Below are 24,430 nucleotides of genomic sequence, written 5' to 3'. Positions count from 1 at the left end.
TGAAAGAGCGAACGGGTTAGGCGTGCTTCGCGCTTTCGGTCCTCAGTTCGTTTTCCGGAAAGCAGGCCGTCAGCGCCCGCTTCTGCCGGCCCTCGGCATCGAAATTGTCGTCCGCCAGCCAAGCGAGGAAACCCGCACGAAGCCTGGGCCACTCCTCATCGATGATCGAGAACCACGCGGTGTCCCGGCTGCGTCCTTTGACGATCATGTGCTTGCGAAAGATGCCTTCAAAGGTGAAGCCGAAACGCTCGGCTGCGGCGCGCGATGGCGCATTGAGGGCATCGCATTTCCATTCGAGCCGACGACAGCCCAGATCCTCGAAGGCATGGCGCATCAGGAGGAAGATCGATTCCGTTGCCTCTCGGGTCCTCTGAAGGCGCGGTGCAAGCCAGATATTGCCGATCTCCATGACGCCTGCGGCGGGGCGCATATTCATGTAGGACGCCATGCCGGCAGGCTTGCGGCTCGCGCGGGGCACGATGGAATAGGTGCAGAGCTCTCGGTCAGCGGCAAAGGCCTGGAGCCAGGCCTCGAAGGCCGCAAAACCGGACCAGGGCCCGAATGCCATATAGGTCCACAGCGTGCCTTCCGGATCCCGGCCATCATGGGATGCATCGAAGAGATCGCGGGCATGGAGCGCTGGATCGACCCGCTCAAGCGTCACGGTGCGGCCGAACAGAATGCGACCGTCCGGCCGGCGCCCAGGCGGCAGCGGATCAACCACTGGGCCAACCGGCCGCGTGGTCTTTTCCCTTGCGCTTTCTGTGGGAGGCGCCGCGCTTTGCGCAGCGCCCTTGCCCCGCCCATGCTCGCGCTTGGGCGCCGCAGCGACGGCACCCTTCCTGCTTCGCGCAGTTGTCCCCTGTGTCGTGGCCCGGCTCTTCCCGCCAGCCTTTGAACGAGACGCCATAAGCCTTTCACCCCGCCCTATACGGTAATACTCTCGCCGCTCGAGAGGGCCTTCACCTTGCTGCCGGCGGCCCCGAGCGCCTCAATAAAAGGCTGCGGTGTCTGCACCAGAGGCGGGAAGGTCTTATAATGAGCAGGCAGGATCACGGAGAAATTGAAGAACTTGGTGCAGGCCAGCGCCGCCACTTTAGGGCCCATGGTGAAGCGGTCGCCGATCGGAACGATGCCGATATCGGGCTTGTGGATCTCGGCGATCAGCGCCATGTCGCTGAAGATGTCCGTATCGCCCATGTGGTAGATGGTCTTGCCCTCGCGGGTGGTGATCACAAGGCCGCAGGGATTGCCGAGATAGATGGTCTCGCCATTCTCGCCCGTGGTCGATGACGAGTGATCGGCCCTGACGAAGGTCACATCAAAGTCCGGTGTGGTGATCATGCCACCGGTATTGGCGTATTCGGCGGCCGGCGCACCCTTCTTCTGGAGATAGGCAGCAAGCTCGAAAACCGCGATCACGGTCGCATTGTTGGACTTGGCGATCGAGACGGTGTCACCGACATGATCGTCATGGCCATGGGTGAGCGCGATATGGGTCGCACCGGCCGTGGCGGTGGCAATGTCACCATTGAAGGCGCCCAGGAACGGATCGATGAGCAGCACACTCGATCCGGTCTCAATTCGGAAGGCGGAGTGCCCGAGCCAAGTGATTTTCATGTGCGGATCCCAATCATCTGTATGGCAATAAGACATAGAACTGGATCAGAGGGTCAAAGGCCGATCCGATCCCGCTCCAGATAGAGCCAACCTAACGGAAGCCTCGGGGTTTTCAATGCACAAGTCAGCGGCAGGCGATATGAGCATCGAAGAATTCGGCCAGCTGCTTGGCCCGGGTGAACGGCTGATCGGACTTGATCTCGGCACGAAAACCATCGGGGTTGCGATGTCGGATGCGACGCGCTCGATCGCGAGCCCCAGAGAGACGATCCGGCGAACCAAATTCCGCCAAGATGCTCAGCGCCTGCTCGCGATCATAGCGGAGGAGCCGGTGGGGGGCATCGTGCTCGGATTGCCGATCAACATGAACGGCAGCGAGGGGCCGCGCGCCCAGTCCACCCGCGCATTCCTACGCAATTTCGCCGAGCTCACGCCGCTGCCCGTTCTGTTGTGGGATGAGCGGCTTTCCACAGCCGCGGTCACCCGCACGCTGCTCGAGGCTGATTCGAGCCGGGCTCGGCGGGCCGAACTCGTGGACAAGCTGGCGGCTGCCTATATCTTGCAAGGTGTCCTCGACCGACTGCGCCTGTTTTCGCGCGCCAAAGAATAGCGGCTCATAATATCGAGGAAGCGCTTGAAGGCCCGGTGAGCCGGCTCTATAGAACCAGCTTTAATGATGGCGATTTCAGACCAACCAAACCGAATCCTCTCGCACTCGCACCTGCTGGGCATCGATGGGCTTTCAGCTCAGGAAGTCACGCAGTTGCTCGATCTGGCTGAGAGTTACGTTGAACTCAATCGCCAGGGCGAAAAGAAGCAGGCCGTCCTGCGGGGCCGGACGCAAATCAATCTGTTCTTCGAGCCGTCCACCCGGACGCAGAGCTCATTCGAGCTCGCGGGCAAGCGGCTCGGGGCGGATGTGATGAATATGTCGGTCAAGGGCTCGTCCGTGTCCAAGGGCGAGACGCTGCTCGATACGGCAGTCACGCTCAATGCGATGCATCCAGACCTATTGGTGGTGCGTCACTCCGCGGCGGGTGCGGCGGAGCTGCTGGCCCAGAAGGTCGGCTGCGCGGTCATCAATGCGGGCGACGGCTCGCATGAGCATCCAACCCAAGCGCTGCTCGATGCGCTGACGATTCGCCGGCGGAAGCGTCGTATCGAGGGCCTGACCATCGCCATTTGCGGGGACATCCTGCATAGCCGGGTCGCCCGTTCAAACATATTGCTGCTCCAGCTCCTGGGCGCCAGGGTGCGGGTCATCGCCCCGCGGTCGCTCCTGCCCTATGCGGTCGATCGCTATGGTGTCGAGGTCTTCTCACGGATGGAAGAGGGGCTCGCCGGCTGCGATATCGTCATGATGCTGCGGCTGCAGCTTGAGCGCATGAATGGGGCCTTCGTGCCCTCCGTTCGGGAATATTATCGCTATTTCGGCTTGGACCAGGTGAAGCTCGCCCGTGCGAAGCCGGATGCCCTCGTCATGCATCCGGGGCCCATGAACCGGGGCGTGGAGATCGACAGCGCGGTTGCCGATGGCGTGCAAAGCGTGATCAGCGAGCAGGTCGAAATGGGGGTCGCGGTGCGGATGGCCGTGCTGGACGCGCTCGCCCGCAATCTCAACGGCGGACGTCGCTCGCCGCAGGGTATCGCTCAGCCGCAGAGGAGCAGTGCAGAGTCGAGATCAACCTTCGGCAGGATCGAACTATGAGCGCCCCGATCGACATGCCACCGGCCCAGGGGCCTTATGCCTATGTGAATGCCGGGATCGTCGATCCCTCGATTGGCCTCAATGAGCCGGGCGGCGTGCTCATCCAGGACGGTCAGGTGATTGCCTGCGGGCGCGAGGTCATGCCCGAAGCGCTGGGTGATGTGCCGCATATCGATTGCCGGGGTTTCTTGCTGGTCCCGGGGCTTGTGGACATGCGCGTCTTTACCGGCGAACCCGGGGCCGAGCACCGGGAAACGCTTGCCTCGGCTTCGGAAGCGGCGGCAGCGGGCGGGGTGACCACGATCATCGTGATGCCCAATACCGATCCGGTGATCGATGACGTGGCGCTGGTCGACTTCATTCTGCGGCGCGCGCGGGACACGGCGATCGTTCGGGTGGCGCCAATGGCAGCCCTGACCAAGAAGACCGCCGGTGAACAGATGACCGAGATCGGCCTGCTGCAGGAGGCAGGCGCGGTGGCCGTGACCGATGGCAACCGGTCGGTCACCAATGCACGGGTGCTTCGCCGGGCGCTTTCCTATGCGCGCGATTTCGACATGCTGGTGGTGCAGCATGTCGAGGAGCGCGAGCTTGCCGCGGGCGGCGTCATGAATGAGGGGGAGGTCGCAACCCGGCTCGGCCTGCCAGGCATTCCGACGGCCGCCGAGGTGATCATGCTCGAGCGCGACCTGAGGCTCGTCGAGCTCACGGGGGCGCGCTACCATGCCGCTCAGATCTCCTGTGCCGCCTCGGTCGAGCTGATTGCCCGGGCGAAGGCACGCGGCTTGCCGGTGACCGCGGGCGTTTCGGTCAATCACCTGGTGCTGAACGAGAATGATATCGGCGCCTATCGGAGCTTCTTCAAACTGGCGCCGCCGCTTCGAACGGAGGCTGACCGTCAGGCGGTGGTGGCGGGCGTCGCCGATGGCACGATCGATGTGATCGTGTCGAGCCATGACCCGCAGGAGCCGGATACGAAGCGCCTGCCCTTCGCGGAAGCCGAGTTCGGAGCCATCGGGCTTGAGACGATGCTGTCGGCACTCATGGGCCTCGTGCATAACCGCACCATTCCGATCAGCCGGCTGATCGATGCGTTGAGCTGCGCACCCGCCCGCATTCTTGGGCTCGGCATTGGCAGTCTGCGGCCAGGCGCCCCTGCCGATCTCGCCGTGATTGCACCACATCATTCCTGGCGCGTGGAAGCGCAAGCGCTCAAGTCGAAATCCAAGAACACTCCGTTCGAGCATCGGGTGCTCGAAGGCTGCGTCGCGCAAACCGTCGTCGCGGGCCATCTCGTCTATTCGCGCAGCTTGCGGTAGGAACGCATCATGGATCCGGTCTGGTCACTTGCTCCCCTGCCCGGCCTCCTGCTTACGATATTCGGCTATCTCTGCGGATCCATTCCCTTCGGCTTGATCATCACGCGGCTTGCCGGGCACGGCGACATCCGGACGATCGGTTCCGGCAATATCGGCACGACCAATGTGCTGCGCACCGGATCGAAAAAGCTCGCCGCAGCAACGCTGGTTGCCGATGCGATCAAGGGGACCATCCCGGTGCTCATCGGCTGGCGGTGGGGGGCCGAGGCGGCAGCGATCGCGGGCCTTGCGGCGTTTCTTGGCCACGTGTTCCCTGTGTGGCTCCGCTTCAAGGGGGGCAAGGGGGTTGCCACCTTTCTCGGGGTCATGTTCGGCTTCCATTGGCCCCTGGGGCTCTTGTTTCTCGTTCTGTGGATCGCGATCGCCTATTTCACGCGCTATTCTTCCGCTGGCGGCCTCTCGGCAACAGCGTTGACAGCGCTTGCCTGCATCGCGTCTCTTGGAGGTTGGCCCGCCCTTGCCGCCATCATCATGGGGATCATCGTCTTCATCGCACATCGCGAGAATATCTCGCGGCTGTTGAAGGGCGAGGAATCCAAGATCAAGCTCGGCAAGTAACCCGGTGCGGGTTGTGAAATGCCGCTTGCCTTGCAGGCGGCGCACGTGACCGCGTGGGGGAGGCGTCATGGTCAGGGGATCGGTGCCATCGGTGGCAGAAGTGGGCGTGCCTGGAAGGTCCCTCCCCCGCGGCGAGCTGCTCGACTGGCTGCGTCTCTCAAACAGCGAGAATGTAGGGCCGGCGACATTCTACACGCTGCTGCAACGCTACCGCACGGCACGGCGCGCCATTGAAAGGCTGCCGGAGCTCTCGGCGCGCGGCGGCCATAACGGACGGCTGCGGCTCTGCTCGCTGGAGACGGCGGAGCGATGCCTTACTGCGGCCGAGCGGATCGGCGCCTCATTCATCGCTTATCCCGAGCCCTCTTATCCGACATTGCTGCGCAGCCTGGATGGGCCACCGCCGCTGATCTGCGTGAAGGGTCAATACGAATTGTTGCAGCAGGCGGCCGTCGGGATCGTGGGCTCGCGCAATGCCTCGGCCGGCGGACGTACGCTCGCCCGCCGCTTTGCTGCAGAACTCGGGCATATGGGTTTCGCCATCGTCTCGGGGCTGGCGCGGGGGATCGACACGGCCGCCCATGAGGCCAGCCTTGCCACGGGCACGATCGCGGTTCTGGCCGGCGGGATCGATATTGTCTATCCGCCGGAAAATACCGGACTTGCCCAGGAGATTGGTGAGAAGGGCCTGCTGATCACGGAAATGATGCCGGGCACACAGCCCCAGGCCAAGCATTTCCCCCGGCGCAACCGCCTCATTGCCGGCCTCAGCCTCGGGGTGGTCATCGTGGAGGCTGCGGAACGATCGGGCTCGCTCATCACCGCCCGCCTTGCGCTCGAGCAAGGCCGAGAGGTGTTCGCCGTGCCCGGCTCGCCGCTTGATCCGCGAGCGGCCGGCACCAATGCGCTCATCCGCCGGGGAGCCACATTGGTGACAGCTGCCCGCGATATCGCCGAGGCGTTGGATCCCATGGCCAAGCCGCCGCGGGATGGCGGCTTTGCCGGCCAAGACGAGCATGGCGAGCTTGACATGACGGGCATGCCCGATGCACCGGACCCCGACATCACGGCGGCAGATCGCCGTCGCGTCATCGAACTGCTCGGAACCGCGCCGGTCCCGATCGACACTCTGATCCGCGAGGCTGACCTGGATATGGGCATCCTGCATGTGGTGCTGCTGGAGCTCGAACTCGCTGGCAAACTCATCCGCGCGGATCGCCACAGTGTCGCCTTGCTGGATGAGCCTGCCATGTCCTGAGCGATCAGCCCGTCATGCCTGATGCACGGTGCATTGCTTGGCCTGGGCAAAACGCAGCTTGAGGGCCTCGCTATGGGCCTCCTGGAAGACCATCTCCAGCAGATAGCCGAGGAAGGGCTGGTTCACCTCGGCGGACATGTCCCGCAGAGACAGAGCCATATCAGCGATATATTCGACCACGGCAGCGTCGGATTGACCAACCGGCGGCGTCGGCCGAATCGCCGCGCGTCTGCTGCCTGCTCCTCTGTTGGATCCGGCCTCCGTCGCAAACGCGGCTCTCCCCGTCTGCCCCGCCATCACCAACGCATATTCTCTTGTTGTCATATGCGCGCCTCGCTCCTGATTTCGATGTGCCCTCGATGAGGGGCAAGCATCCGGTTCCCAATGGCCGATCGGAGTCGGCCTGCATGCCGCAAACGAAGCCTAGCACCAACCATAGGTTGCCACGAGCGTATAGGAAGCACCCGGGGATGGTCCTAGAACGCGATCCCCGTAACCGGTCGGCAGGCTCTTTGCTTGTCTTAAGAGTGACGGCAGAAGATGGCGGACACTTGTCTAAAAGCGTGCAGAAACTTGCGCCCGGCTTGCCCGAGGGCGAGGCAACCGGTATGAGCGGCAGTATGGGGGCTTTATCCACGGGGCTTGCGCTTTAAGGGGCGCGTTGCCATTTCGATCCGCTGAACCAGGCTTGCTCGAACGAGCGGCCGACCTCTGATCTGGGATCTTCATGACCGTCGTCGTCGTCGAATCACCGGCCAAGGCCAAGACCATCAACAAATATCTGGGGAGCGATTATACCGTCCTCGCCTCCTTCGGCCATGTCCGTGACCTGCCCGCCAAGGATGGTTCTGTCAGGCCCGACGAAGATTTCGCCATGTCCTGGGAGGTCGATGCCAAAGCCAAGAAGCGGCTCGACGACATTGCCCGGGCATTGAAGGTGAGTTCCAAACTGATCCTCGCCACCGACCCCGATCGTGAGGGCGAGGCCATTTCGTGGCACGTGCTCGAAGTTTTGCGGAACAAGGGACTGCTGAAGGACAAGCATGTGGAGCGGGTCGCCTTCAACGCGATCACGCAGTCGGCGATTTCGGAAGCGATCAGGAACCCGCGCAAGATCGATGACGATCTGGTCGAGGCTTATCTTGCCCGGCGCGCTCTCGACTATCTCGTGGGCTTTACGCTCTCGCCGGTGCTCTGGCGCAAGTTGCCGGGGGCACGCTCGGCAGGACGGGTGCAGTCCGTCTCGCTTCGCCTCATCTGCGACCGCGAGATCGAAATCGAGCGGTTCAAGCAGCAGGAATATTGGAGCATCGAGGCGGCAATGCGCACCAAGGCCGGTGCACCCTTCGATGCCCGCCTGGTGGAGATCGACGGCCGAAGGCTCGACCGGCTCGAGATCGGCGATGGGGGTACGGCGCAGAAGATCGTGGATGCGCTGCGCGATCGCGCGTTCACGGTCAGGTCGGTGGAGAGCAAGCCCGCGCGGCGCCACCCGCAGCCGCCGTTCATCACCTCCACCCTGCAGCAGGAGGCCTCGCGCAAGCTCGGCTTCTCATCGAAGCACACGATGCAGCTCGCACAGCGGCTCTATGAGGGCGTCGATCTCGGCGGCGAGAGCGTGGGCCTCATCACCTATATGCGAACGGATGGCGTGCAGATGGCGGAAGAGGCCATCACGGCCGCCCGCGCGGTGATCGAGAAGGGATTCGGCAAGGCCTATGTGCCGGCCTCCCCGCGCCGCTACACCACGAAGGCGCGCAATGCCCAGGAGGCACACGAAGCGATCCGGCCAACGGATCTCGCGCGCAGGCCCGAATCGGTGGCTCATGCGCTCGATCCGGACATGGCGCGGCTGTACGAGCTGATCTGGAAGCGGACCATCGCGAGCCAGATGGAGAGCGCGGAAATCGAGCGCACCACCGTCGATATCAGCGCCAAGGGCAGCGATGGACGGGACTATAGCTTGCGCGCAACCGGATCCGTGATCCGCTTCGACGGGTTCCTGACGCTCTATCAAGAAGGCCGCGACGACGAGGATGACAGCGAGGATGGACGGCGGCTCCCGCCGATGAATGCTGGTGAGCCTGCCGAGCTCGTCAAGCTCGCGCCCGTCCAGCATTTCACCGAGCCGCCGCCGCGCTATACGGAAGCCTCACTGATCCGCAAGATGGAAGAGCTCGGGATCGGGCGGCCTTCGACCTATACGGCGATCCTCAGCACTCTGCGCGATCGCGGCTATGTGAAGCTCGAGAAGAAGCGCCTCATCCCGGAGGACAAGGGCCGGCTGGTGACGGCGTTCCTCGAAGGCTTCTTCCGGCGCTATGTGGAATATGACTTCACGGCCAATCTCGAGGAGCAGCTCGACCGTATCTCCAATGGCGATATCGACTGGAAGGCGGTGTTGCGCGACTTCTGGACGGATTTCATCAGCGCGGTCGAGAGCATCCAGGACCTCCGGGTCTCGGACGTCCTCGAAGAGCTCAACGAAATCCTGGGCCCGCATATCTTTCCACAGCCGGCGGATGGCGGTGATCCGCGGCAATGCCCCAATTGCGGCAATGGCCGGCTCAGCCTCAAAACCGGCAAGTTCGGCGCCTTCATCGGCTGCTCAAACTATCCGGAATGCCGCTATACCCGTCAGCTGGGCGATGGCGAACAGGAGAAGTCGCCGGCGGCCTCGCCAGAAGGCCAGCTCCTGGGTGTCGACCCAGACACGGGGCTCAATGTCACACTGTTCGACGGGCGTTTCGGCCTCTATGTCCAGCTCGGCACAGCGGAGGGCAAGGAAAAGCCCAAACGCGCCAGCATCCCCAAGGGAACGCCCATCGAGGATATCGATATCGAGCTCGCGCTGAAGCTCCTCAGCCTGCCGCGCGAGGTGGGGCTGCATCCGGAGACAAAGCAACCGATTACCGCGAATTTCGGCCGTTTCGGTCCATTCGTGAAGCATGGGACTACCTATGCCAATCTGGAAAGCCCGGAGGATGTGTTCACGATCGGGCTCAATCGCGCGGTCAGCCTGCTTGCAGAAAAGGAAGCACGGGGTGGTCGCCGGCCAGGTGGCGAGGTGCTGAAAGATCTCGGCGAGCATCCGACCGGTGGCGGGCCGGTGCAGGTGTTGAGCGGCCGCTATGGGCCCTACATCAAATATGGCAAGATCAATGCGACCCTGCCGAAGGGCACGGAGCCGGATGCATTGACCATCGAGGAGGCCGTCGAGCTCATCGCCAAGAAGGCAGGTGATGGCGCGGGCAAGACCCCGAACGGGAAGGCCAAGCCCAAGTCGGCAAAGAGCAAGGCAGCGGCTTCATCTGATGACAAAGCCGCTGGCAAGGCGAAATCCACTAGGACTAGCGCGGCAAAGGCGAAACCCGCTAAGCAAGCGGGCCAGGCTGCAGCAGCCACGGCCAGCACGGCCAAGTCCAGATCCAGCAAGAAGGTGGACGCACCATAGCAAGAGTGTCAAAGGAGCGGGGCTCCAACGAGGACAAAGACGCGGCTCGCAAGGGCAGCAAGAAAACCGCAGCTAAGAAGGCGGGCGATGGCCGTTCTGCGGCCGATGCCGGTGCTCGTCCCCTGCCCTCGGAAGCTGAGATCCTCGACTTCTTGCAGTCGCAGACGGGGCGAATCGGGAAACGCGAGATCGCGCGCGCCTTCAATGTCAAGGGCGCCGACCGCATCACCTTGAAGCAGATGCTCAAGGACCTGACGGCACGCGGCCTGATCCGCCGGGATACGCGGAAGCTGGAAAGCACGAGCCGGCTGCCGCCGGTGACGGTGCTCGAAATTGTCGATGTCAATGATGAAGGCGACCTCATCGCGTCCCCAAGCAATTGGGAGGTGGAGACGCAGGGCCCGGCTCCGCGTGTGACGATTCCTTTCGAGCGGGGCGGTCGCGGCAAACAAGGCCTCAGCGGCCCTCCCCCCGGGATCGGCAATCGCGTGCTCGCCCGCATCGATGGTGGGCCCGACAGTGACGATCAAGCGCCCTATACCGGCCGCATCATCAAGATCCTCGATCAGGGGGCGAGCCGGACCATCGGTGTGTTTCGCATCGCACGCGGACGCGGCATGCGGGTGCAGCCGGTCGACAAGAAGAATGCGAGCGACCTGATCGTCATGCCAGGGGATGACGCGGGGGCGGAAAGCGGCGAGCTCGTCTCGGTCGATGTCATCCGAGACCGCGGGCGCGGGCTTAAGCGGGCGCGGGTGCGCGAGCGGCTGGGCGACCTTTCCGACCAGCGCAATATCAGCCTGATCGCCATCCACCAGCACGGGCTGCCCGACCACTTCCGCGAACGCACCCTGGCGGAGGTGGAGACGCTGAAGGAGGTTTCGCCGCGTGGCCGGACCGATCTGCGTGACGTTCCGCTGATCACCATCGACCCGCCGGATGCGCGCGATCATGATGACGCCGTCTGGGCAGAGCCTGACAGCGACCCGAAGAATAAGGGTGGGTTCAAGGTCATCGTCGCCATTGCCGATGTGGCCGCCTATGTCCGGCCGGGCACGGCAATCGACAGGGAAGCGCGGGATCGCGGCAATTCGGTCTATTTCCCTGATCGTGTGGTGCCAATGCTGCCGGAGCGGCTGTCGGCAGATCTCTGCTCGCTCAGACCGAATGAGGACCGTCCGGCAATCGCCTGTTCCATGATCTTCGACAAGCATGGGCAGAAGATCAGCCATAGTTTCGCAAGGGTGATCATGCGCTCGGCCGCCAAGCTCTCCTATGAGCAGGCACAGGCCGCCATCGACGGGCGGCCGGATGACGTCAGCGGCCCACTGCTTGAGCCGGTGCTCAAGCCGCTCTGGGCCGCCTATAAGCTGCTGGCGGCCGCTCGCCGCAAACGCGGTCCGCTCGAGCTCGATTTGCCGGAGCGCAAGCTGATTCTCGATGCCCATGGATTGATCGATCGGGTAATTACCCCGGAACGGCTCGATGCGCATCGGCTTATCGAGGAAATGATGATCCAGGCCAACGTGTCGGCGGCAGAGAGCCTGGAAGAGCACAAAATCCCCTTCATCTACCGGGTGCATGATGCGCCGGCGCCCGAAAAGATCGAGGGGCTCACCGAGTTCCTTGCGAGCCTCGATATTCCCTTCGCCAAGGGCCAGGTGCTGCAACCCAAGCATTTCAACCGCATTCTCGAGAAGGTGCGCGGCAGCGAGAATGAGCATCTCGTCAATACGGTGGTGCTGCGCAGCCAGGCGCAGGCGATCTATTCGCCGGAAAATCGCGGGCATTTCGGGCTCAATCTCAGGCGGTATGCGCATTTCACCTCGCCGATCCGCCGCTATGCCGACCTCATCGTGCACCGGGCGCTCATCACTGCCTTCGGCTTTGGCAAGGATGGCCTGTCGCAGGACGATATCGAACAGCTGGAAGAGACGGCCGAGCAGATCTCGGCGGCCGAGCGGCGGGCCATGGCGGCCGAGCGGGATACCGTCGACCGTCTGGTTTCGGCCTATCTCTCCGACAAGGTCGGCGCGGTCTTCCATGGCCGGATCGGCGGTGTCACCCAAGCAGGCCTGTTCATCGCTCTCGCCGACACGGGCGCGGATGGGTTCGTGCCGGCGGCAAGGCTTGGCAGGGAGTATTTCGCCTATGACGAGGCAAGCCACGCGCTCATTGGCCAGAACACGGGCGAGACCTATCAGCTGGGGGATCCGGTGGATGTGCGCCTCGCGGAGGCAACGCCTGTCGCCGGGGGGTTGCGCTTCGATATGGTCAGCCCCGGAAAACCTGGAAAGCCCGGACAGGGTCGGCGCGCCCGCATGAGGGCGATTGCCGGACGGGCTCAGGCAAAGGATGGCCGCTTCAAGCCAGAGAAGGCCAGGGGCAAATCTCGGCGCGGCCGGAGGTAGCATGACAGACGCCGCGTCGATCAAGCCTATTGCCCCCAAGCGCGATACGGGCGCGGCCATGTGGCGGGGCGCCCTGCTCTCTTGCCCCGCTTGCGGTGCGCGCACGCTCTATCACCGCTATCTCAAGATCAGTGATGCCTGTTCTGCCTGCGGTGAAGAACTGCACCATCACCGGGCAGATGATGCGCCGCCCTATTTCACCATCTTCATCGTCGGGCATATTCTGGTGCCGATCATGCTGGCGGTCGAGCGGACCTGGTCACCGCCGCTGCTGATCCAGACGCCGGTCTGGCTGGTTTTGACGCTGGCGCTCACGCTCCTGCTCCTGCCCATCGTCAAAGGCAGCATCGTGGGGCTGCAATGGGCGCTCCTCATGCACGGCTTCGGACTTGAACCGGCGGAGCAGGAGATGGCCGGCGGGCCAGCAGATGACGCGCCGTCCGACACGCGGTTCACCCTTGACAATCATTCGGGAAGGCCGGATTGAAACCTCATGTCTATGCGAAAAATCCTCCCTCATCCTGATCCGCAGATGCTCGATGGAAAGCCCGTGCCGGGACGCAGCCTGAGGCCGCGCGATGCCGCGACCCTCATCGTCCTCCGCAATGAAGGGGGCGACCGGCGGGTGATGATGGGCAAGCGCCACCAGGCGCACAAGTTCATGCCCAACAAATTCGTGTTTCCCGGTGGACGGCTCGATCCGGCGGATTGCCGGCTTTCGACCAAATATGGCCTGCACCCGATGGTGGAGGAAAAGCTGCTGGTGCAGATGCGCGGCCGCCCCAGCCGAGCCAGGGCGCGCGGCCTTGCGCTTGCGGCGATCCGGGAGGCGTTCGAGGAAACCGGCCTGATCATCGGCAAACCGGCGCAGGGCAAGCTGCCACGGACCTCCGATCCGGCTTGGCAGACTTTCCTCAGCACGGGCTATGTGCCTGATCTTTCAGGCCTTCGCTATTTTGCACGTGCGATCACACCGCCGGGGCGTCCGCGGCGATTCGATGCGCGGTTCTTCGTGGTCGATGCGAGCTGCGTCGTCAATCTCGAGAACCCGCATGTGGTGAATACCGAGGAGCTGCTGGACCGGTTCTGGTTCACCTTCGAGGAGGCCCGGGCGCAAGAGCTGCCGTGGATCACGCGGGAGATCCTGCGCATGCTGGAGGAGAGCCTCAACGATGCAGGCGAAATCCCCCCCGGCTGCCCGGTGCCGTTCCAGCGTATGCAGGGCGCGAACTGGATCCACGAAACCCTCTAAGCGCCTCGGCGCTTGACAATCCGCGCCTTCCCGCGCGATATGCAGGCCAATCAAGCGCGGGATCGCTGCCCGCGCGATCACCTTTGGAGATGCCCCCATGGCGAAGCCGACCACACTCAAGATCAAGCTCGTCAGCTCGGCGGGCACGGGCTATTTCTACACCGCGAAGAAGAACTCGCGCACCATGACTGAGAAGCTCACGCTGAAGAAATACGACCCCGTGGCGCGCAAGCATGTCGAGTTCCGGGAAGCCAAGATCAAATAATCCGCCTCAGACATTAGACGGTCGCAAAAGGCATCGCGTTTCGCGGTGCCTTTTTGCTATGGTAGCGCGATCGTGCTCAGGCCCATGCTGATGCCGAGGCACCATGGGCAATCGGATATAACAACACTCGCGCCAACGGAGGCTTCAATGTCCGCTGCCGAAGATTATCGCAATCAGATCACGAGCATTTCCTACCGCAATCAGGCCTTCATCGACGGCAAATATGTGGCTGCCGCGTCGGGCAAGACCTTCGATTGCGTCAGCCCCATTGATGGGCGGGTGTTGACGAAGGTCGCCGCGTGCGACCAGGAGGATGTGGACCGTGCCGTGAAGGCCGCGCGGGCAGCGTTCGAGTCCGGCAAGTGGTCGACCATTCCGCCGCGCAAGCGCAAGAAGACCCTGCTTAAATTCGCAGCCCTGGTGGATAAGCACAAGGAAGAGCTCGCCCTGCTCGAGACGCTCGACATGGGCAAGCCGATCAACGAATCGCTCAATTCCGACATGAACGCGGTCGTGAACTGCATGGAGTGGTTCGCAGAGACCGTGGACAAGATGTATGACGAGCTCGCGCCTGCCCGGCCCGATTCCGTCTCGCTGATCACGCGCGAGCCGCTGGGCGTGGTGGCCGCGGTGGTGCCATGGAACTTCCCGCTGCTGATGGCCGCGTGGAAATATGCACCAGCACTTGCCGCCGGCAATGCGGTCATCCTGAAGCCCGCCGAGCAGTCGCCGCTCACCGCCATCCGCATCGCCGAGCTCGCGGCGGAAGCGGGCGTGCCCAACGGTATCTTCCAGGTGCTGCCCGGGTTTGGTGAAACCGCCGGCCAGGCACTCGGCCGCCATATGGATGTGGATATGGTCGCCTTCACCGGCTCGACGGAAGTGGGCAAGTACTTCCTGAAATATGCCGGCGAGTCGAACATGAAGCATATAAGCCTCGAATGCGGCGGCAAGTCGCCCAATATCATCTTCTCGGATGTGGCCGATCTCGACCGCGCCGCCCGCGAGGCGGCTGCCGGTGTCTTCTACAATTCCGGTCAGGTCTGCACCGCAGCGACCCGCCTGCTCGTTCAGGAAGATATTCGCGACGAGTTCGTGGAGAAGGTTGCGAAATATGCAGAAGCCTGGGCACCAGGCGATCCGCTCGATCCCAAGACCCTGATGGGCTCCATGGTGGACAAGACCCAGATGGAGCGGGTGATGAGCTATATCAATATCGGCCGCGACGAGGGCGCGAAGATCGCAGTCGGCGGTACGCCGGCGCGGCAGGAAAGCGGCGGCTTCTATGTGCAGCCGACCATCTTCGATGCGGTGAACAACAATATGCGCATCGCGCAGGAAGAGATCTTCGGCCCGGTGCTGTCGACCATCTCGTTCAAGGACGAGGCGGAGGCCGTCGCGATCGCCAATAACACGATCTACGGGCTGCAGGCCAATCTGTGGACCCGCGACGTGGTCAAGGCGCATACGGTCGCCCGCGCGCTCCGTGCCGGCACGGTCAATGTGAATGCGACCGATGGCGGCGACATCACCGCACCGTTCGGTGGCTACAAGCAGTCGGGCATCGGGCGTGACAAGTCGCTGCATGCTCTCGAGAAATACACGCAGATCAAGCACACCTTCATCAATCTGCGGTAAGTCTCTGTCGCATCAGGTGATCACCGGGTTCCGACCCGGTGATCCCTGGCTCAGTTCGAAGCCGTCTGTCGCATGGCCCCTGGATGCCCCAAAGCCGGGGCATGACGGCATCAAGGACGTCAGCTACAATCCGAGCAATATGCTCTATAGCCCCGTTGCCTCATCCGCCCCAATCATGATGTTGAGGTTCTGAACGGCCTGGCCCGATGCGCCCTTGCCCAGATTGTCGAGGAGCGCGACCAGCCGGAGCTGTCTGTCCTTGTCATTGCCGAACACAAAGAGCTTCAGCCGGTTGGTGCCATTGAGGCCCTCGGGGTCGATCGAGGCCAGCGCCTCGGTCTCCTCCTTTGATGCCACTTCAACGAAGCGATCGCCGGCGTAAGTCTCCGCCAATATGCGCCGGATATCGTCCGTGCCAGCCGCACCGGGAAGCGCCCAGAGCTGAAGCGGCACCTCGACCAGCATGCCCTGCGCGAAGCGGCCAACGCTTGGTGCAAAGAGTGGCGGGTGGTGCAGCCCCATATATTGCTGCATCTCAGCCACATGCTTATGGCCGAGGCCCAGCGCATAGAGCCTGAAATTATCGCGCGTGTGGCCTGGCGCCTGCGGATCCTCGAAGGCCTGGATCAGGCTCTTGCCGCCACCGGAATAGCCGGACACCGCGTTGATCGTCACCGGCCAGCCGGCAGGAACCAGGCGATGCTGAACGAGTGGGCGCAGCAGAGCAATGGCGCCCGTTGGATAACAGCCGGGATTGGTGACACGGCGCGATTCAGCGATCGCCTCGCGCTGGTCGCGAGCCATTTCGGGAAAGCCATAGGTCCAGCCGCGGGCGGTACGATGGGCGGTGGAGGCGTCGATCACGCGCACGCTGCGCCGCTCAATCAATGAAAGCGCCTCGACAGCTGCGGCATCGGGAAGGCAGAGGATCACGATATCCGCCTCGTTGATGGCCTCGCGGCGCGCCGCCTCGCTCTTGCGCCGGCTCTCGTCGAGACGGATCATATGGAGATCGGCCCTGCCCTCGAGCCTCGAGCGGATCTGGAGGCCCGTGGTGCCGGCCTCGCCGTCAATGAATACCCGTGTTGCCATTGTTCCCACCGGAGGTTAGCGCGATGTGCTTAGCTAAGCGCATGAGGGCCGTTGCGCAATGCTGAGGCGCGAACGACCCTGACAAATTGGCGCTGCGCATAGCAAAAAGGCCGGATCGATGATCCGGCCTTCGGCATTGCGGTGATGCTGACCAGATCAGCGCTTCGAGAACTGGAAGCTGCGGCGCGCCTTGGCCTTGCCGTATTTCTTGCGCTCGACCACGCGCGGATCGCGGGTGAGGAACCCGTCCTTCTTGAGCGCCGAGCGCAGTTCCGGCTCGTAATAGGTCAGCGCCCGCGACAGGCCGTGGCGCACGGCACCGGCCTGGCCCGAGAGACCACCGCCGGTCACGGTGCAGATCACGTCATACTGGTCCTTGCGGCCCGCAGCCTCCAGAGGCTGGCGCAGGATCATCTGCAGGGCCGGCCGCGCAAAATAAGCGTCCACGTCACGGCCGTTCACCGTGATCTTGCCCGGTCCCGGCTTGATCCAGACGCGAGCGATCGCGTTCTTGCGGCGGCCGGTGGCATAGGCACGGCCCAGGCTGTCGATCTTCGGCTCAGGCAATGCGGCGGTGTCAGCCTCGATATTGAGGGCCGAACCCAGCTGGTCGAGTGTGGTAGACTCGGACATGGCGATCATCCCCTCTTATTCTTGCGGTTCAGCGCCGCGACATCCAGCACCTCCGGCTGCTGCGCCTCGTGAGGATGATCAGACCCAGAATAGACACGAAGATTCTTCAGCTGGTGGCGGCTCAAGGGACCACCGGGCATCATGCGCTGCACCGCGAGACGCAGAACCCGATCGGCAAAGCGCCCTTCGAGGATCTGGTGCGCCTTGCGCTCCTTGATGCCGCCAGGAAAGCCCGTATGCCAGTAATAGGGCTTGTTCTGCAGCTTGTTGCCGGTCAGCACCACCTTATCGGCATTGACCACCACGACATTGTCACCGCAGTCGATGTGAGGCGTGAAGATCGGCTTGTGCTTGCCGCGCAGACGGTTCGCCACGATGGCTGCAAGCCGTCCGACGACCAGCCCCTCAGCGTCGATCAGAATCCACTTCTTCTCGACCTCCGCGGTTTTCGCAGAGTAGGTTTTCATAATGCACCCATCATGGATGTTGGTCCGGAAGTCGCGTGCAGGCCCGCGTGCGGCCTGCCGCGAAGTTGAGCCCGTCTGTACCGCAGGATCGGGAAAGGGTCAATCGCGAAGTGTGGCAGACTGTTGGAAAAAATCGCTTCAAAACAGCTATTTACAACAAAGGTAATATAATACCTCCCTAATCCGCACCGGCCATGTGGTAGGTTGCCTCGGCATGAGCCACCACTCTGCCCCGTTCATCCCTGAGATGGACGGCAGCGACGGATAAGGTGCGGCCATGTTTCAAAAGCTCCACCTCAGCGATGAGATCGCCCGCCTCGGGCTTGCGCAGGAAGCTGATGGTCAGATTGGTGGTGACGCTCAGGCTCGCCGATTGGCCGTGCAAAGCTAGAAGCAACACGTAAACCGCAAAATCGGCGAGGTGCATCATGGTGGGGCCGGAGATGGTGCCGCCAGGGCGGAGCTGGCTTTCGTGGGAGCTCAGCCGCACCGTGACCCGATCGGCCGCCAGATCGGTGATCTCATAGTCCCAGCCATCCCGGAAGGCCTGGGGGAAATCCGCACGCAGAAATTCCAGGATCTCGTCGCCACTCCACCGCAAAACCCGCGCTCTTCCTCGCATTTTTCCCCCAGAGCCAATTGACCGCCGACGGCATCCTTTGCGAAAAGCCGTAGCCTCCCTTATGCTTTGACCCATAACGGCGAAGATGTTCTAAGGCTTTGCCGTCGCGTCCCTGCGGAGTGTAACTGTCATGATGCCGCGTGTTTTCGCAATTCTCATACTGAGCCTCAGCTTTTTGGCCGTCAGCTCCGCACTGTCAGCCCCACCCGCGCTCGCCCAGGACGCCGATAGCGGGCTCGTGCCGCTGAAGCAGGTGGAACTCGACCGGTCGTTGGCGATCCGCGCGCTCGATACCTATATTGCACTGAGCAAGACTGTCGGGGTCGATCAACTCGAGGCCCTGTTCGAGAATTCCACAGAGGAACGGCTCACCGCTCTTGTTCCCCAATTGACCAAGATCCTGGTCGATAACGGGTTCCCCAACGAAGACCGCTGGATCGAGGCGCTGCAGAGCGTGGTCATTGCCTATGAGGCGTTGCAGGGCAACAATCTGGCCGAAAGCAAGCAGGCGCTCCAGGACATCCAAAATGATCAGACCTTGCCGGCGGATCAGAAACGCGAGCTCATGACGATGCTGAACAGCATGATTCCGTCCGAGACCAATCTTGAGGTGCTGCGCGACCTGATGCGTGATCCGGAGACCAACAAGAAACTCGCGCAAGTGCTCGAGGAGATGTGACGTGACACACGGCTCATCAATGCTTGCCTCCACCAACCGACCGCTCGTCTCAACCAGCCTCAACGAAGGCGTGCTGCGCGTCGTGCTCGATCGGCCGGAGCAGCGCAACAGTCTGTCCGAAGGCATGATCGCGGCGCTGCAGAACGTGATCGAGATGGCCGAGCGGGAGAGAGAGGTGCGGGTCGTGGTGATCGCGGCTGAAGGGCCAGCATTCAGCGCCGGCCATGATCTCAAGGAAGTGATCGCACATCGCCGGGATGACGATGGCGGGACCGCCTATTTCACGTGGCTGATGGATCAATGCTCGCGAATGATGCAGAGCGTCGTTGCCTGTCCCAAGCCGGTGATCGCCGAGGTTGCGGGGGTTGCGACCGCTGCCGGGTGCCAGCTGGTGGCAAGCTGTGATCTGGCTGTTGCCGCCGATACCGCCCGGTTCGCCACGCCCGGGGTCAATATCGGCCTATTCTGTTCAACGCCGATGATCCCCATATCGCGGAGCGTGGCGCCCAAGCACGCCATGGAAATGCTGCTCACCGGCGATTTCATCGATGCGGCGCATGCCTTGCGTATCGGGCTCGTCAACAAGGTGGTTCCCAGCTATCGGCTGACCGACGAAACCATGGCGCTTGCCACCAAGATCGCGAGCAAGTCGTGGGCCACGATCGCGCTGGGCAAGCAGGCATTCTATCAGCAGCGCAATATGCCTCTCGACCAGGCCTATGCCTATGGCTCGGCGGTGATGGTGGAGAATATGCGGCTGCAGGATGCCGAAGAGGGCATCTCAGCCTTCATTGAAAAACGCGCGCCGCAGTGGCAGGACCGCTGACATCATGGATCACGAGAATTATTCACCCCATTACCTCCGTTCCATTCTGAACGGCGTAAAGACCATCGCCCTGGTGGGGGCAAGCTCCAATCCAATCAGGCCGTCCTATTTCGTTCTGAAATATCTGACGGAGAAGGGATATACGGTTTTTCCCGTCAATCCGCGCGAGCAGGTGGCGGAGATCCATGGCCGCAAGGTTTATGCCTCGCTGCGGGACATCCCTGAGCCGATCGACATGGTCGATATTTTCCGCAATTCGGAGGCCGCAGGCCCGGTGACGGATGAAGCGGTCGCCATCGGCGCCAAGGTCGTGTGGATGCAGCTCGGGGTGCGCAATGACGATGCTGCGGCCCGGGCGGAGGCGGCCGGTCTCAAAGTGGTGATGAACCGCTGCCCCAAGATGGAATATGCGAAGCTGTGCGGCGAGTGGAGCTGGGTCGGCGGAAATCCGGGGCGCATCTCCACAAAGCGGCCACAGCTTTCCGGCAACCGGGTCCAAAGCCTGTCGATCAAGGAACGCGCAGGCTATTAGCGCTGGTCGGCTTCCAGGCACGTGCCCAAGGAGGTGCCAAGGAGCCGGCGCGCCTGCGGGAGCCCGCGGCGGTGAGGCTCCCCGGCAGTCCTTCGGTATCCTAAGGGTTGTTACATCGCTTGAAGCCGGTTGAGCGCGGCCTCGGTCTTGGCTGCCACAAGTTCCGCTTCGGCGCGGCGCTCGCGCTGCTCCTCGACCACATGTTCCGGGGCCTTGGCGATGAAGGCGTCATTGCCAAGTTTCGCGTCGATCTTGCGGATCTCATCGCGCAGCTTGGCGAGTTCCTTGGTCAGCCGCTGCTGCTCGGCACCTAGATCGATCACGCCGGCAAGCGGCAGGCCGACGGTGACCTCGCCCAGCACGATCTGGGCCGCACCGGAGGGCATGGCATCGGTGAGATCAAGGCTCTCGAGGCGCGCAAGGCGCATGATTTCCGCCCGCCAGGATCGTGCCCGTCGCCGGATCTCGTCATCGGCTCCGGTGATGACGCAAGGCAGCTTGGCCCCCGCCGGCACGTTCATCTCCGAGCGCAGCGACCGGATCTCGCTGATGAGGCGGATCACCCAGCCGAGTTCCGCATCTGCCGCAGCATCCTCCGGCGCCTCAAGGCTGGGCCAAGGGCTTACCATCAGCATGGCCTGGCGCGGCTTGCCCATCTCGCTCAGGCGCTGCCAGAGCTCCTCCGTCACGAAGGGCATGAACGGGTGCAGGATGGTGACGATGTGGTCGAGCACATAGGCTGCGGTCGCCCTGGTTTCCGCCTTCGCGCCGGCATCATCACCCGACAAAAGGGGCTTGATGAGCTCGAGATACCAGTCGCAGAACACGTTCCAGACGAATTGGTAGCTGGCGAGGGCACCGTCATTGACGCGGTATTGCTCGATGGCTGAGGTGATGGCCTTGGCGACACGATTGGCCTCGCCAATGATCCAGCGATTGACGGGCTCGCGAACCGCATGAGGGTCGAAGTCCGGCTGCCTGCGGCACTCGTTCATCTCGCAAAAGCGCGCCGCGTTCCACAGCTTGGTTGCGAAATTGCGGTAGCCTTCAATGCGGGCCTTCGATGGCTTCACGTCGCGGCCCGGCGTTGCCAGAGCGGCCATGGTGAAGCGCAAAGCATCGGCGCCAAATTCGTCCATCAGCTCCAGGGGGTCGACGACATTGCCCTTGGATTTCGACATCTTCTGTCCGCGCTCATCACGCACGATGCCGTGGATATAGACGTCTCCGAAGGGTACCTCCTTCATGAAGTGCAGGCCCATCATCATCATGCGGGCCACCCAGAAGAAGATGATATCGAAGCCGGTCACCAGAACGCTGGTGGGATAAAACTGCTTCAGTTCAGGCGTCTGATCTGGCCAGCCGAGGGTCGAGAATGGCCAGAGGGCGGATGAGAACCAAGTGTCGAGCACATCGGGATCGCGGGTCAAGGCGACCCGGCTGTCATAAAAGCTCTCGGCCGCATCGAGTGCATCTTCCTCAGTCTCGGCCACGAAGATCTCGCCATCGGGGCCATACCAGGCCGGGATCTGATGGCCCCACCAGAGCTGGCGGGATATGCACCAAGGCTGGATGTTGTGCATCCAATCGAAATAGGTCTTCGCCCAGTTCTGAGGCACGAAGCGAGTCTTGCCGCTCTCGACGGCGGCAATGGCCGGCTTGGCAAGAGTTGCCGCGTCCACATACCATTGCTCAGTCAAGAAGGGCTCGATGACCTCGTTGGAGCGATCGCCATAGGGCACCATGTGAACATGGTCCTCGATCTTGTCCACAAGGCCGAGAGCTTCCATGCGCTCGACGACACGCTTGCGCGCGTCGAAGCGGCCCAGACGATGCCATTGAAGCGTTTCCGCGAGCTCGTCCGTGGTCGTGAGGTCACGCAGGAATTCCTGGTTCGCCTCCAGATCGAGGCGGGCGTGCTCATCGAAGATATTGATCTGACGCAGATTGTGCCGCTTGCCGACCTCGAAATCATTGAAGTCGTGGGCCGGGGTGATCTTGACCGCGCCTGAGCCTTGCGTCGGATCGGCATAATCGTCGGCAACGATCGGCAGCTTGCGGCCAACCAGGGGCAGAACAGCAAATTTGCCCACGAGGTCGTGATAGCGCTCGTCATCGGGATGCACGGCAATGCCGGAATCACCCAGCATGGTTTCCGGCCGGGTGGTGGCGACGGTGATGAACCGGCCGGGCTCACCCATGATCGGGTATTTGAAATGCCAGAGATGCCCTTTGGTCTCGACCGACATCACCTCGAGATCAGAGATCGCGGTCAGGAATTTGGGGTCCCAATTGACCAGGCGCTTGTCCTTGTAGATCAGGCCTTCCCGATAGAGCTGCACGAAGACCTTGACGACGGCGCGGGATAGTCCCTCGTCCATGGTGAAGCGCTCGCGGCTCCAGTCGCAGGAGGCGCCCAGCCGCTTGAGCTGATTGATGATGTTGCCGCCGGAGACCGCCTTCCACTCCCAGACGCGTTCGATAAATGCGTCACGGCCCATTTCCCAGCGAGACGGCTCCTGGCGCTCCTGGAGCTGACGCTCGACAACCATCTGGGTTGCGATGCCGGCATGATCCATGCCTGGCTGCCAGAGCACGTCCTTGCCGCGCATCCGATTGAACCGGGCAAGAATGTCCTGGATGGTGTTGTTGAGGGCGTGCCCCATATGGAGCGAGCCGGTCACATTCGGCGGCGGAATGACGATCGAATAGGCCTCAGCGCCCGGCTTGCCGCTCGGCCGGAATGCGCCACTGCTCTCCCACGCCGCATAGATCCGTGCCTCGACATCTTGCGGTCTGTAGTGCTTCTCGAGCATCACGCCTCTCGTCAGTTCAAAAGACAGAACAGCCATGGCCCCGGAACGCGACTCCGGGGCACATCGCTGCAAATCGGCTTCTTAATAGCAGTTGATGCCGCTCATGCAAGAAATCGGCGAGCGACTGCGTCATCCAGGCGGATGCGAAAGCCCAGAGCAGAAGACAAGACACGGCTGTGTTGCCCCGGATGCGCCGGTCAACCGGAGCACGAGCCTCTCACAGAGCCGGCACGGGTTCAGCTGTTTGCCCGCACCGGACAAGAACTCCGCTCAGCCTAGAGCCCGTGACGGCGCGTCACCCGCTCGATCTCTTCCTGGACGAGCCGCTCCACGATGGGTGCGAGATTCTCGTCGAGCCATTCCTTGATGACTGGACGCATAAGATCTTTGGCGAGGTCTTCCAAAGTCGGGGTAGCCCGCCGGCGGGTTTCCGCGATCTGCCCATTCAATTTCTCGAAGGCCGCAGTGACAACCGCCTCGATGTCGGCCCGCGGTACCATGCCAGCAGGCGGTTTCACCGAAGCCTCTGCCCTGCCCGTACTTACATGATCAGCCGCGCCCGTCGCAGCTCCGTTGCCAGGGCTCGTTGCCATGGTGGCTCCTCCCTCTACGCGGCGGGGCTCCGGCGTGGACCCAACCGCCTTGACGTCTCTCAGTTCACCGCTGGTCGATTCCAAAAGCTCAGGCGCGGCACTCTCCGCGGGCGCAACATCCTTCCCCGACGGAGCAGGTGCATCATTCGCTCGCGATCCGAAGGCCGGGCGCAACACGCTCACCCGATCGACTGCGGCATCGCGCTTCGGCTGCTGCGGCACGGGCTTTTCACCCCCAGCTGCGCCTGATGGCGGGCGGGTCGCGCGGGTAAGCTCAAGCACATCATCGGCCAGACGATCTGCCGGCTCAGGCTTCCCCCGCGCAGTTTCCGCAAGGCCGGGGCTCGCAAGCTCACGCGCCGGCTGGTCCGTCTTGCGAGGGACTTCGATAGCCATATTTCGGCCGGACGCCGGGCGGGTCTGCCCGGTGATGGGTGCCTCTCCGGCGAAGCGACTATCCTCGTCGATGGCCTTGCGGATCGAGGCAAGGATCTCTTCCATCGACGGCTCATCCAACTGATCGGGCTTACTCATCGGAGGACCGCATGTTCTGCACCATTCCACCTCGCGCTCCACGGGAGCCGCGAATCAGCGTCTTCGGTCCTAGAATCCCCTAAAATGAATGAT

General features: G+C 62.7%; 23 protein-coding genes. 14 read left to right on the top strand and 9 right to left on the bottom strand.

Annotated features, from left to right (window positions below):
* Nucleotides 1-16: 16 nt before the first annotated feature.
* Both RCF49_RS21825 and RCF49_RS21820 read right to left on the bottom strand, forming a co-directional pair.
* Nucleotides 17-724 carry a GNAT family N-acetyltransferase gene (locus RCF49_RS21825; protein WP_342641886.1) on the bottom strand — a complete coding sequence of 236 codons (708 nt, stop codon included), beginning with the start codon at nt 722-724 and terminating at the stop codon, nt 17-19.
* 203 nt (nt 725-927) lie between these two features.
* Nucleotides 928-1,620, bottom strand: coding sequence for a metal-dependent hydrolase (locus tag RCF49_RS21820; RefSeq protein ID WP_342641885.1), 693 nt, complete (start codon nt 1,618-1,620; stop codon nt 928-930).
* 139 nt (nt 1,621-1,759) lie between these two features.
* Between RCF49_RS21820 and ruvX the strand changes: the two genes are divergently transcribed.
* The 5 genes from ruvX to dprA all read left to right on the top strand — a co-directional run bounded on the left by ruvX (nt 1,760) and on the right by dprA (nt 6,523).
* A complete protein-coding gene (gene ruvX, locus RCF49_RS21815) occupies nt 1,760-2,230 on the top strand; it encodes a Holliday junction resolvase RuvX (protein WP_342641884.1) in 471 nt (156 codons plus the stop codon).
* A 66-nt stretch (nt 2,231-2,296) separates the two neighbouring features.
* The gene (locus tag RCF49_RS21810) at nt 2,297-3,328 is read left to right on the top strand and encodes an aspartate carbamoyltransferase catalytic subunit (protein WP_342644263.1); all 1,032 of its coding nucleotides are present in this window, start codon (nt 2,297-2,299) and stop codon (nt 3,326-3,328) included.
* The gene (gene pyrC, locus RCF49_RS21805; RefSeq protein ID WP_342641883.1) at nt 3,325-4,647 is read left to right on the top strand and encodes a dihydroorotase; all 1,323 of its coding nucleotides are present in this window, start codon (nt 3,325-3,327) and stop codon (nt 4,645-4,647) included. The genes RCF49_RS21810 and pyrC overlap by 4 nt, the downstream gene beginning before the upstream one ends.
* A 9-nt stretch (nt 4,648-4,656) precedes the next feature.
* Nucleotides 4,657-5,265: a glycerol-3-phosphate 1-O-acyltransferase PlsY gene (gene plsY / locus RCF49_RS21800; protein ID WP_342641882.1), complete on the top strand. Its 609-nt coding sequence runs from the start codon at nt 4,657-4,659 to the stop codon at nt 5,263-5,265.
* A 67-nt stretch (nt 5,266-5,332) separates the two neighbouring features.
* The gene (gene dprA / locus RCF49_RS21795; RefSeq protein WP_342641881.1) at nt 5,333-6,523 is read left to right on the top strand and encodes a DNA-processing protein DprA; all 1,191 of its coding nucleotides are present in this window, start codon (nt 5,333-5,335) and stop codon (nt 6,521-6,523) included.
* A 12-nt stretch (nt 6,524-6,535) separates the two neighbouring features.
* Here dprA and RCF49_RS21790 read toward each other — a convergent pair whose 3' ends face one another.
* Nucleotides 6,536-6,847, bottom strand: a complete 312-nt coding sequence (locus RCF49_RS21790; RefSeq protein WP_342641880.1) for a hypothetical protein — start codon at nt 6,845-6,847, stop codon at nt 6,536-6,538.
* 403 nt (nt 6,848-7,250) lie between these two features.
* Here RCF49_RS21790 and topA point away from each other — a divergent pair, with 403 nt between their 5' ends.
* From topA to RCF49_RS21760, 6 genes are all read left to right on the top strand, one after another.
* The gene (topA, locus tag RCF49_RS21785; protein WP_342641879.1) at nt 7,251-9,977 is read left to right on the top strand and encodes a type I DNA topoisomerase; all 2,727 of its coding nucleotides are present in this window, start codon (nt 7,251-7,253) and stop codon (nt 9,975-9,977) included.
* Between the two features lie 5 nt (nt 9,978-9,982).
* On the top strand, nt 9,983-12,388 hold the full coding sequence (gene rnr, locus RCF49_RS21780) for a ribonuclease R (protein ID WP_342641878.1): 2,406 nt from the start codon (nt 9,983-9,985) through the stop codon (nt 12,386-12,388).
* A gap of 1 nt (nt 12,389) precedes the next feature.
* Nucleotides 12,390-12,875: a DUF983 domain-containing protein gene (locus RCF49_RS21775; RefSeq protein ID WP_342641877.1), complete on the top strand. Its 486-nt coding sequence runs from the start codon at nt 12,390-12,392 to the stop codon at nt 12,873-12,875.
* 6 nt (nt 12,876-12,881) lie between these two features.
* Nucleotides 12,882-13,640, top strand: a complete 759-nt coding sequence (locus RCF49_RS21770) for an NUDIX hydrolase (RefSeq protein ID WP_342641876.1) — start codon at nt 12,882-12,884, stop codon at nt 13,638-13,640.
* Nucleotides 13,641-13,737: 97 nt separating this feature from the next.
* The gene (gene rpmG / locus RCF49_RS21765; protein WP_342641875.1) at nt 13,738-13,905 is read left to right on the top strand and encodes a 50S ribosomal protein L33; all 168 of its coding nucleotides are present in this window, start codon (nt 13,738-13,740) and stop codon (nt 13,903-13,905) included.
* A 147-nt stretch (nt 13,906-14,052) separates the two neighbouring features.
* Nucleotides 14,053-15,543 carry an aldehyde dehydrogenase gene (locus RCF49_RS21760; protein WP_342641874.1) on the top strand — a complete coding sequence of 497 codons (1,491 nt, stop codon included), beginning with the start codon at nt 14,053-14,055 and terminating at the stop codon, nt 15,541-15,543.
* 144 nt (nt 15,544-15,687) lie between these two features.
* Here the strand turns inward: RCF49_RS21760 and argC are convergent, their stop codons facing one another.
* From argC to RCF49_RS21740, 4 genes are all read right to left on the bottom strand, one after another.
* Nucleotides 15,688-16,635: an N-acetyl-gamma-glutamyl-phosphate reductase gene (gene argC / locus RCF49_RS21755; protein WP_342641873.1), complete on the bottom strand. Its 948-nt coding sequence runs from the start codon at nt 16,633-16,635 to the stop codon at nt 15,688-15,690.
* Nucleotides 16,636-16,791: 156 nt separating this feature from the next.
* Complete coding sequence (rpsI, locus tag RCF49_RS21750) at nt 16,792-17,268, bottom strand: 30S ribosomal protein S9 (protein WP_342641872.1); 477 nt, start codon at nt 17,266-17,268, stop codon at nt 16,792-16,794.
* 5 nt (nt 17,269-17,273) lie between these two features.
* Nucleotides 17,274-17,735, bottom strand: a complete 462-nt coding sequence (gene rplM, locus RCF49_RS21745; protein ID WP_342641871.1) for a 50S ribosomal protein L13 — start codon at nt 17,733-17,735, stop codon at nt 17,274-17,276.
* A gap of 178 nt (nt 17,736-17,913) precedes the next feature.
* A complete protein-coding gene (locus RCF49_RS21740; protein ID WP_342641870.1) occupies nt 17,914-18,336 on the bottom strand; it encodes a PaaI family thioesterase in 423 nt (140 codons plus the stop codon).
* Nucleotides 18,337-18,487: 151 nt separating this feature from the next.
* Here RCF49_RS21740 and RCF49_RS21735 point away from each other — a divergent pair, with 151 nt between their 5' ends.
* Genes RCF49_RS21735 through RCF49_RS21725 form a run of 3 tightly spaced genes read left to right on the top strand, consistent with a single transcriptional unit; the run spans nt 18,488 to nt 20,394 of the window.
* Nucleotides 18,488-19,036 carry a hypothetical protein gene (locus RCF49_RS21735; RefSeq protein WP_342641869.1) on the top strand — a complete coding sequence of 183 codons (549 nt, stop codon included), beginning with the start codon at nt 18,488-18,490 and terminating at the stop codon, nt 19,034-19,036.
* A gap of 1 nt (nt 19,037) precedes the next feature.
* Nucleotides 19,038-19,862, top strand: coding sequence for an enoyl-CoA hydratase (locus tag RCF49_RS21730; RefSeq protein WP_342641868.1), 825 nt, complete (start codon nt 19,038-19,040; stop codon nt 19,860-19,862).
* Nucleotides 19,863-19,866: 4 nt separating this feature from the next.
* Entirely contained in the window at nt 19,867-20,394 is a 528-nt protein-coding gene (locus tag RCF49_RS21725) for a CoA-binding protein (RefSeq protein WP_342641867.1), read from the top strand.
* Between the two features lie 110 nt (nt 20,395-20,504).
* Here the strand turns inward: RCF49_RS21725 and RCF49_RS21720 are convergent, their stop codons facing one another.
* Both RCF49_RS21720 and RCF49_RS21715 read right to left on the bottom strand, forming a co-directional pair.
* Nucleotides 20,505-23,210, bottom strand: coding sequence for a valine--tRNA ligase (locus RCF49_RS21720; protein WP_342644262.1), 2,706 nt, complete (start codon nt 23,208-23,210; stop codon nt 20,505-20,507).
* A 275-nt stretch (nt 23,211-23,485) separates the two neighbouring features.
* Nucleotides 23,486-24,337 carry a DUF2497 domain-containing protein gene (locus tag RCF49_RS21715; protein ID WP_342641866.1) on the bottom strand — a complete coding sequence of 284 codons (852 nt, stop codon included), beginning with the start codon at nt 24,335-24,337 and terminating at the stop codon, nt 23,486-23,488.
* Between the last annotated feature and the right edge of the window lie 93 nt (nt 24,338-24,430).

The sequence above is a fragment of the Rhodoligotrophos sp. CJ14 genome (assembly GCF_038811545.1).
GTDB lineage: Bacteria > Pseudomonadota > Alphaproteobacteria > Rhizobiales > Im1 > Rhodoligotrophos > Rhodoligotrophos ferricapiens.
Note: the sequence above shows the minus strand (reverse complement) of the source record. Positions and strands in the feature narration are given on the sequence as shown.

Coding starts and splice junctions, on each gene's coding strand:
- RCF49_RS21820 (WP_342641885.1), bottom strand. CDS start 1,620: ATGAAAATCACTTGGCTCGGGCACTCCGCCTTCCGAATTGAGACCGGA.
- ruvX (WP_342641884.1), top strand. CDS start 1,760: ATGAGCATCGAAGAATTCGGCCAGCTGCTTGGCCCGGGTGAACGGCTG.
- RCF49_RS21810 (WP_342644263.1), top strand. CDS start 2,297: ATGGCGATTTCAGACCAACCAAACCGAATCCTCTCGCACTCGCACCTG.
- pyrC (WP_342641883.1), top strand. CDS start 3,325: ATGAGCGCCCCGATCGACATGCCACCGGCCCAGGGGCCTTATGCCTAT.
- plsY (WP_342641882.1), top strand. CDS start 4,657: ATGGATCCGGTCTGGTCACTTGCTCCCCTGCCCGGCCTCCTGCTTACG.
- dprA (WP_342641881.1), top strand. CDS start 5,333: ATGGTCAGGGGATCGGTGCCATCGGTGGCAGAAGTGGGCGTGCCTGGA.
- RCF49_RS21790 (WP_342641880.1), bottom strand. CDS start 6,847: ATGACAACAAGAGAATATGCGTTGGTGATGGCGGGGCAGACGGGGAGA.
- topA (WP_342641879.1), top strand. CDS start 7,251: ATGACCGTCGTCGTCGTCGAATCACCGGCCAAGGCCAAGACCATCAAC.
- RCF49_RS21775 (WP_342641877.1), top strand. CDS start 12,390: ATGACAGACGCCGCGTCGATCAAGCCTATTGCCCCCAAGCGCGATACG.
- RCF49_RS21770 (WP_342641876.1), top strand. CDS start 12,882: ATGTCTATGCGAAAAATCCTCCCTCATCCTGATCCGCAGATGCTCGAT.
- rpmG (WP_342641875.1), top strand. CDS start 13,738: ATGGCGAAGCCGACCACACTCAAGATCAAGCTCGTCAGCTCGGCGGGC.
- RCF49_RS21760 (WP_342641874.1), top strand. CDS start 14,053: ATGTCCGCTGCCGAAGATTATCGCAATCAGATCACGAGCATTTCCTAC.
- argC (WP_342641873.1), bottom strand. CDS start 16,635: ATGGCAACACGGGTATTCATTGACGGCGAGGCCGGCACCACGGGCCTC.
- rpsI (WP_342641872.1), bottom strand. CDS start 17,268: ATGTCCGAGTCTACCACACTCGACCAGCTGGGTTCGGCCCTCAATATC.
- rplM (WP_342641871.1), bottom strand. CDS start 17,735: ATGAAAACCTACTCTGCGAAAACCGCGGAGGTCGAGAAGAAGTGGATT.
- RCF49_RS21735 (WP_342641869.1), top strand. CDS start 18,488: ATGATGCCGCGTGTTTTCGCAATTCTCATACTGAGCCTCAGCTTTTTG.
- RCF49_RS21725 (WP_342641867.1), top strand. CDS start 19,867: ATGGATCACGAGAATTATTCACCCCATTACCTCCGTTCCATTCTGAAC.
- RCF49_RS21720 (WP_342644262.1), bottom strand. CDS start 23,210: ATGCTCGAGAAGCACTACAGACCGCAAGATGTCGAGGCACGGATCTAT.
- RCF49_RS21715 (WP_342641866.1), bottom strand. CDS start 24,337: ATGAGTAAGCCCGATCAGTTGGATGAGCCGTCGATGGAAGAGATCCTT.